Below are 1,220 nucleotides of genomic sequence, written 5' to 3'. Positions count from 1 at the left end.
AACGTATTAGCGAAGCGACAATTTCAAAAGTGAAGAAAGTTATGGAAGAATTGAATTATTTTCCTAATACCGCTGCTAGAACTTTAATTACAAACCAAACATATAAAATTGGTTTAGTGTTAAAAGGGTCTGAGGAGCCTATTCGACTGAATCCATTCTACATCAATGTATTGCTAGGAATTTCTGAAACGTGTAACCAGCATGGCTATGGTACACAAACGACAGTCTCAAATAATATGAATGATTTAATGGATGAAGTTTATAAAATGATTAAACAACGAATGGTTGATGCGTTTATACTGCTTTATTCAAAAGAAAATGATCCAATTAAACAAATGTTAATTGATGAAAGCATGCCATTTATTGTGATTGGTAAGCCTACATCGGATATAGATCATCAATTTACACACATAGATAATGATAATATATTAGCTTCTGAAAATTTGACACGACATGTTATTGAACAAGGTGTAGATGAATTAATATTTATTACAGAAAAAGGAAATTTTGAAGTTTCAAAAGATAGAATTCAAGGATTTGAAACGGTTGCATCACAATTTAATCTGGATTATCAAATTATTGAGACTAGTAATGAAAGAGAAGTTATTTTAAATTACATGCAAAATCTACATACGCGTTTGAAGGACCCAAATATTAAACAGGCAATCATTTCGTTAGATGCTATGTTACATTTAGCGATTTTAAGTGTCCTATATGAACTTAATATTGAAATTCCGAAAGATGTAATGACAGCAACGTTCAATGATTCTTATTTAACCGAAATTGCGTCACCACCTCAAACCTGTATTGACATCAAGCCTCGAATGTTAGGTCAACAGGCTGGTTCAGCAATTTTAAATATATTGAAAAACAAAGCACAGGATGTTATTGAACTCGTCATTATAGATACAGAATTAAAAATAAGAAAATCAACACAGCGATAGCAAAGGAGTTTTAAAATGAATAAGCAATGGTGGAAAGAAGCAGTAGCATATCAAGTATATCCAAGAAGTTTTAATGATAGTAATCACGATGGTATTGGGGATTTACCTGGAATGATTGATAAATTGGACTACTTAAAAGATTTAGGTATCGATGTCATTTGGCTCAGTCCAATGTTTAAATCACCTAATGATGACAATGGTTATGATATTAGTGACTATCAAGAAATTATGGATGAATTTGGAACGATGGAAGACTTTGATTGTTTATTAAAAGGT

At 31.3% G+C, this 1,220-nt stretch carries 2 protein-coding genes; both read left to right on the top strand.

From position 1 onward, the window contains the following. The coding region (locus IDG60_RS14860; RefSeq protein WP_206160853.1) for a LacI family DNA-binding transcriptional regulator at positions 1 to 944 on the top strand (944 nt) is incomplete at its 5' end. A 15-nt stretch (positions 945 to 959) separates the two neighbouring features. Beyond that, on the top strand, positions 960 to 1,220 hold a 261-nt coding region (locus IDG60_RS14855; protein WP_241013380.1), incomplete at its 3' end, for an alpha-amylase family glycosyl hydrolase.

Source organism: Staphylococcus sp. EG-SA-2, assembly GCF_017152085.1.
The sequence above is the reverse complement of the archived record's forward strand: the minus strand, read 5'-3'. Positions and strand labels throughout refer to the sequence as shown.